Here is a 6,139-nt window from a genome sequence, read left to right as displayed (position 1 = left end):
CGCGCCGCCCTCGGCCGCCCCCCGGCGCGCGCCGAACGCCCCGCGCCCCGCCCCCGGAACGAACCGACCCGACCGACCCGACCGACCGGAACCGAAAAGAGGACCACTGATGGAGTCGGCTGAAATCCGCCGCCGCTGGCTGAGCTTCTTCGAGGAGCGCGGGCACGCCGTGGTGCCCTCGGCGTCGCTGATCGCGGACGACCCGACGCTCCTGCTGGTCCCCGCCGGGATGGTGCCGTTCAAGCCCTACTTCCTCGGCCAGGCCACCCCGCCCTACCCCCGGGCCGTCAGCGTCCAGAAGTGTGTGCGCACCCCGGACATCGAGGAGGTCGGCAAGACCACCCGGCACGGCACGTTCTTCCAGATGTGCGGGAACTTCTCCTTCGGCGACTACTTCAAGGAGCGGGCCATCACCCTGGCCTGGGAGCTGATGACCACCTCCCAGGACGAGGGCGGCTACGGCCTGGACCCCGAGCGCCTGTGGGTCACCGTCTACGAGGAGGACGACGAGGCGTACCGGATCTGGACCGAGACCGTCGGCGTCCCGGCCGAGCGGGTCCAACGCCTCGGCAAGGGCCCCAACTTCTGGGACATGGGCGTGCCGGGCCCCTGTGGCCCCTGCTCGGAGATCAACTACGACCGGGGCCCCGCCTTCGGCCCCGAGGGCGGCCCCGAGGTCAACGACGAGCGCTATGTCGAGCTGTGGAACCTGGTGTTCATGCAGTACGAGCGCGGCCCGGGCCAGGGCAAGGACTACCCGATCGTGGGTGACCTGCCGGCGCGGAACATCGACACCGGGCTCGGCCTGGAGCGCCTGGCGATGGTCCTCCAGGACGTGCACAACATGTTCGAGACCGACACCCTGCGGGTGGTCATCGACAAGGCCGCCGCCCTCACCGACGTCAGCTACGGCGCCGCCGACGAGAGCGACGTCTCGCTCCGCGTGGTCGCCGACCACATGCGCACCTCCGTGATGCTGATCGGCGACGGCGTCACCCCCGGCAACGAGGGCCGTGGCTACGTCCTGCGCCGCATCATGCGCCGCGCCATCCGCAACATGCGGCTGCTGGGCGCGTCCGGGCCCGTCGTCGGCGAGCTGGTGGACACCGTCATCGGCATCATGGGCGAGCAGTACCCGGAGCTGGTCACGGACCGGGGCCGGATCGAGTCCGTCGCGCTGGCCGAGGAGGCCGCGTTCCTCAAGACGCTCAGGGCCGGCACCAACATCCTGGACACCGCCGTCTCCGAGACCAAGGCCGCCGGCGGCAGCGTGCTGCCGGGCGAGCAGGCGTTCCTCCTCCACGACACCTGGGGCTTCCCCATCGACCTCACCCTGGAGATGGCCGCCGAACAGGGCCTGTCCGTGGACGAGTCCGGGTTCCGCCGGCTGATGAAGGAGCAGCGGGAGCGCGCCAAGGCCGACGCCAGGGCCAAGAAGCAGGGCCACGCCGACCTGACCGCCTACCGCGAGTTCGCCGACGCCGCCGGACCCTCCGAGTTCATCGGCTACACCAGCACCACCGGCGAGTCCACCGTCGTCGGACTCCTGGTCAACGCCGCGCCCGCGCCCGTCGCCGTCGAGGGTGACGAGGTCGAGGTCGTGCTCAGCCGCACCCCGTTCTACGCCGAGGGCGGCGGGCAGCTCGCCGACACCGGCCGGATCAGGACCGACGCCGGCGCCGTCGTCGAGGTGCGCGACGTGCAGCAGCCGGTGCCGGGCGTCATCGCGCACAAGGGCGTCGTCCTGGTCGGCGAGGTGTCCGTGGGCGCGTCCGTGGAGAGCGAGATCGACGTCCAGCGCCGCCGCGCCATCGCCCGCGCCCACAGCGCCACCCACCTCACCCACCGGGCGCTGCGCGACGCGCTGGGCCCGACGGCCGCCCAGGCGGGCTCGGAGAACGCCCCCGGTCGCTTCCGCTTCGACTTCGGCTCGCCGACCGCCGTGCCCGGCACCGTGCTGTCCGACGTGGAGCAGAAGATCAACGAGGTGCTCAGCCGCGAACTCGACGTCACCGCCGAGGTGATGTCGATGGACGAGGCCAGGAAGCAGGGCGCCATCGCCGAGTTCGGGGAGAAGTACGGTGACCGGGTGCGGGTGGTCACCATCGGCGACTACTCCAAGGAGCTGTGCGGCGGCACCCATGTGCACAACACCGCCCAACTCGGCCTGGTCAAGCTGCTGGGCGAGTCCTCCATCGGCTCCGGCGTGCGCCGGGTCGAGGCCCTGGTCGGGGTGGACGCCTACCGCTTCCTCGCCCGCGAGCACACCGTCGTCGCGCAGCTGACCGAGCTGCTCAAGGGCCGGCCCGAGGAGCTGCCCGAGCGGATCTCGGGAATGCTCGGGCGGCTGAAGGACGCCGAGAAGGAGATCGAGCGGTTCCGCGCCGAGAAGGTCCTCCAGGCCGCCGGCGGCCTGGCCGCCGGGGCGCGGGACGTGCGCGGCGTCGCCCTGGCCAGCGGGCGGGTGCCGGACGGCACCACCGCCGACGACCTGCGGAAGCTGGTGCTGGACGTGCGGGGCCGGCTGGCCGGCGACCGCCCGGCCGTGGTCGCGCTGTTCACCGTGACCGGCGGGCGGCCGCTGACCGTGGTGGCCACCAACGAGTCCGCCAGGGAACGCGGGTTGAAGGCCGGCGACCTGGTGCGGGTGGCCGCCAAGGCGCTCGGCGGCGGTGGCGGCGGCAAGCCGGACGTCGCCCAGGGCGGCGGCCAGAACCCGGCCGCCATCGACGAGGCGCTGGCCGCCGTGGAACGCCAGGTCGCGGACGCCGCCTGATGCGGCGCGGCAGGCGGCTGGCGGTCGACGTCGGCGAGGCCAGGATCGGGGTCGCCTCCTGCGACCCCGACGGGCTGCTGGCCACCCCGGTGGAGACCGTTCCCGGGCGTGACCTGCCGGCCGCCAGGCGCCGCCTCGGCCAACTCGTCGCCGAGTACGAGCCGATCGAGGTCGTCGTCGGGCTGCCCCGCTCGCTGAACGGGCGGGAGGGCCCGGCGGCCGGCCGGGTGCGCGCCTTCGCCGAGGCGCTGGCACGCCAACTGGCGCCCGTGCCCGTGCGGTTGGTGGACGAGCGGATGTCCACGGTGGCCGCCGCCCGCGACATGCGGGCCTCCGGGGTCTCGGCGAAGAAGGGCAGGTCACGCATCGACCAGGCGGCCGCCGTGGTGATCCTCCAGACCGCCCTGGAGACCGAGCGCGGCTCGGGGCGCCCGCCGGGGCAGTGCGTCGAAGTGGTTGTCTGATCGCGATACGGTAACGTTCCGCGCGACACGGCAGTTTGCTGCATGGGGGGTACGGGGCTGCCACCTGCTGCACAAGGGGATCGATGACTGATTACGGCCGGGGCTCCGGCTCCGAACCGTGGTACCCGGAAGACCCGCTCTACGGCGAGCGGAACTGGCCCGGGGGACCCGAGGGTTACGACCCGAACGGCCAGGGCCAGGGCCAGCCGCCGGGCGGCGCCGGGGACTTCGGTGGCTATGGCGGCCCCGGCCCCGACGGCCAGCCGGCGGGCTACCCGCCGGCCTACCAGGATCCGACGTACCAGGGGCACCAGGGCCAGCCCGGGCCGGGCTACCAGGACCCGGGCTACCAGGGTGGGCAGGCGGGTTGGGACACCGGCGCTCACCAGCACCCGACCCATTCCCAGGAGCAGGGATACCCGGCGGGCGGCTACCCGAACCAGGGCGGCCACGGGGGAGACACCTACGGCGGCCAGGGCGGCCAGGGTTACGACACCGGCGGGTACGACACGTCCGGCTACGACACCGGCTCCTACCACACCGGTGGCTACAACACCGGCGGCTACCAGGGCGGTTCGTACGACACCGGCTCGTACGACACCGGCGGCTACCAGGCCGGCGGCTATGACACCGGCTCCTACCGGACGGGCGGCTACGACACCGGGGGCTACGCCTCGCCCGGCTACGACACCGGCGCGCAGGGGGCCGTTCCCCACCAGGGCCAGGGCGTTCCGCACGGCCACGCCCCGCCGCCCGGCCAGCGCGGCCCGGCCCAGCAGCCGCAGGGCGCCACCCAGGCGATGCCGGCCGTCGATGTGCCGCACGCGCGGGACGGCGACCATCCGCGCGGGGACGGCGGCGAAGGCCCCGGGACCGACCCGGAGACCGGCTGGGACCCGGGGCCCGACCAGGGCGAGTCCGACTTCTTCCGGCGCACCAACGAGGACGACGACCGCGACTACCGGGACGACCGGGGCGACGACGACGGCGGTCGGCGCGCCGGGTCAGGCCGACGCCGGGGCTGCGGCTGCCTGTTGCTGGTCGCCGTGGTGGTCGGCGGCGTGGGCGGCGCCGGCTGGTACGGCTACCAGTTCTACCAGGACCGCTTCGGCCCGGCGCCCGACTTCGAGGGCGAGGGCCACGGCGAGGTCGAGGTGGAGATCCCCGCCGGCTCCGTGCTCTCGCAGATGGGCAACATCCTCAAGGAGGCCGGCGTGGTCAAGAGCCACGACGCCTTCGTCGAGGCCGCCGAGGCCGCCGAGGCGTCCATCCAGCCCGGCGTCTACACGCTCCGCCAGGAGATGTCGGCCGAGGCGGCCGTCGCCGCCCTCACCGACCCCGAGGCGCTCAACGTGCTGACCATTCCCGAAGGCAAACGCGTCACCGAGATCTACGCCATGATCGACGAGCGCCTCGGACTGGAGGAGGGCGCCACCGAGGAGGTCGCCGAGACCACCGACCTGGGCCTGCCCGACTGGGCCGAGGGCGACCCCGAGGGCTTCCTCTTCCCCGCCCGCTACGACGTCGGCGGCGAGACCACGCCCGAGGAGCTGCTGACCGAGATGGTCGAGCGGGCCGAGGCCGAGTTCGACGGCATCAGCCTGGAGACCGCCGCCGAACAGCTGGGCCACACCCCGCGCGAGGTGCTCACCATCGCCTCCCTGATCCAGGCCGAGGCGCAGGAGGACGAGGAGTTCGGCAAGGTCTCCCGGGTGATCTACAACCGCCTGGACATCGACATGCGGCTCCAGTTCGACTCCACCATCAACTACGCGCTGGGCCGCTTCACGCTGGACACCACCATCGAGGACACCCAGCTCGACTCCCCGTACAACACCTATGTCGAGTACGGGCTGCCGCCGGGTCCCATCGACAACCCGGGCCACCAGGCGCTGGAGGCCGCGCTCAACCCCACCGAGGGCGACTGGCTGTTCTTCGTCACCGTCGAGCCGGGCGACACCCGGTTCACGGCCGACGACGAGGAACACGAGCGGAACGTCCGGGACTTCAACGAGGCGCAGGCGCGCGCCCGCGAGGAGGGCGACGGATGACCTCCCCCGCGCCAGCGGGGCCGGCGCGGCGCGCCGCCGTGCTCGGCTCCCCGATCGCCCACTCCCTCTCCCCGGTGCTGCACCGCGCCGCCTACCGGGCGTTGGGACTCGACGGCTGGAGCTACGACAGGTTCGAGATCGGCGAGGCCGAACTGGCTCCGTTCCTGGGCCGGTTGGGCCAGGAGTGGGCCGGTCTCTCGTTGACCATGCCGCTGAAGCGCGCGGTGATCCCGCTGCTGGACGAGATCAGCGACACCGCCGCCTCGGTCTCCGCCGTGAACACCGTGATCCTCACCGACGACGGGCGCGCGCTGGGCGAGAACACCGACATCCCCGGTCTGGTCGCCGCGCTCGCCGAGCGCGGCGTCACCGGGGTGGAACGCGCCACCGTGCTCGGCGCCGGCGCCACCGCCGCGTCGGCGCTGGCCGCGCTCGGTCGGCTGGGCGCGGCGGAGGTCACCGCCTGCGTGCGCGGCGAGGCGCGCGCGGCGGAGATGCGCGCCTGGGGCGAGCGCCTGGGCGTGACCGTGGTCGCCGCGCCCTGGGCCGAGGCGGCGAAGGCGCTGGACGCGCCGCTGGTGATCGCGACGACGCCGGCCGGCGCGACCGACGCGCTGGCCGGCGCGGTGCCCCCGGCGCCCGGGGTGCTGTTCGACGTGCTCTACGAGCCGTGGCCGACCGCGCTGGCGGCCGCCTGGTCGGCGGCCGGCGGGCGCGTCGTCGGCGGCCTGGATTTGCTGGTCCACCAGGCGGTCTGCCAGGTCGAGTTGATGACGGGCCTGGCCCCGGCCCCCCTGGTCGCGATGCGCGAGGCGGGGGAAGCCGCGCTGGCCGACCGGTGACGCCGC

General features: G+C 73.7%; 4 protein-coding genes. All 4 read left to right on the top strand.

Going from position 1 to position 6,139, the window contains the following annotated elements:
• Nucleotides 1–109: 109 nt before the first annotated feature.
• The 4 genes from alaS (at nt 110) to EBN88_RS27735 (ending at nt 6,133) form a co-directional block, all read left to right on the top strand.
• Entirely contained in the window at nt 110–2,776 is a 2,667-nt protein-coding gene (gene alaS, locus EBN88_RS27750; RefSeq protein ID WP_122399791.1) for an alanine--tRNA ligase, read from the top strand.
• Nucleotides 2,776–3,240, top strand: coding sequence for a Holliday junction resolvase RuvX (ruvX, locus tag EBN88_RS27745; RefSeq protein WP_122399790.1), 465 nt, complete (start codon nt 2,776–2,778; stop codon nt 3,238–3,240). Before alaS ends, ruvX begins: the two co-directional genes overlap by 1 nt.
• Before the next feature lie 83 nt (nt 3,241–3,323).
• On the top strand, nt 3,324–5,291 hold the full coding sequence (mltG, locus tag EBN88_RS32495; protein WP_122399789.1) for an endolytic transglycosylase MltG: 1,968 nt from the start codon (nt 3,324–3,326) through the stop codon (nt 5,289–5,291).
• Nucleotides 5,288–6,133, top strand: coding sequence for a shikimate dehydrogenase (locus tag EBN88_RS27735; protein ID WP_122399788.1), 846 nt, complete (start codon nt 5,288–5,290; stop codon nt 6,131–6,133). The genes mltG and EBN88_RS27735 overlap by 4 nt, the downstream gene beginning before the upstream one ends.
• Nucleotides 6,134–6,139: the final 6 nt, after the last annotated feature.

Origin of the sequence: Streptomyces triticirhizae (assembly GCF_003696235.1) — a bacterium.
Lineage (GTDB): Bacteria > Actinomycetota > Actinomycetes > Streptomycetales > Streptomycetaceae > Streptomyces > Streptomyces triticirhizae.
Note: the sequence above shows the minus strand (reverse complement) of the source record. Positions and strands in the feature narration are given on the sequence as shown.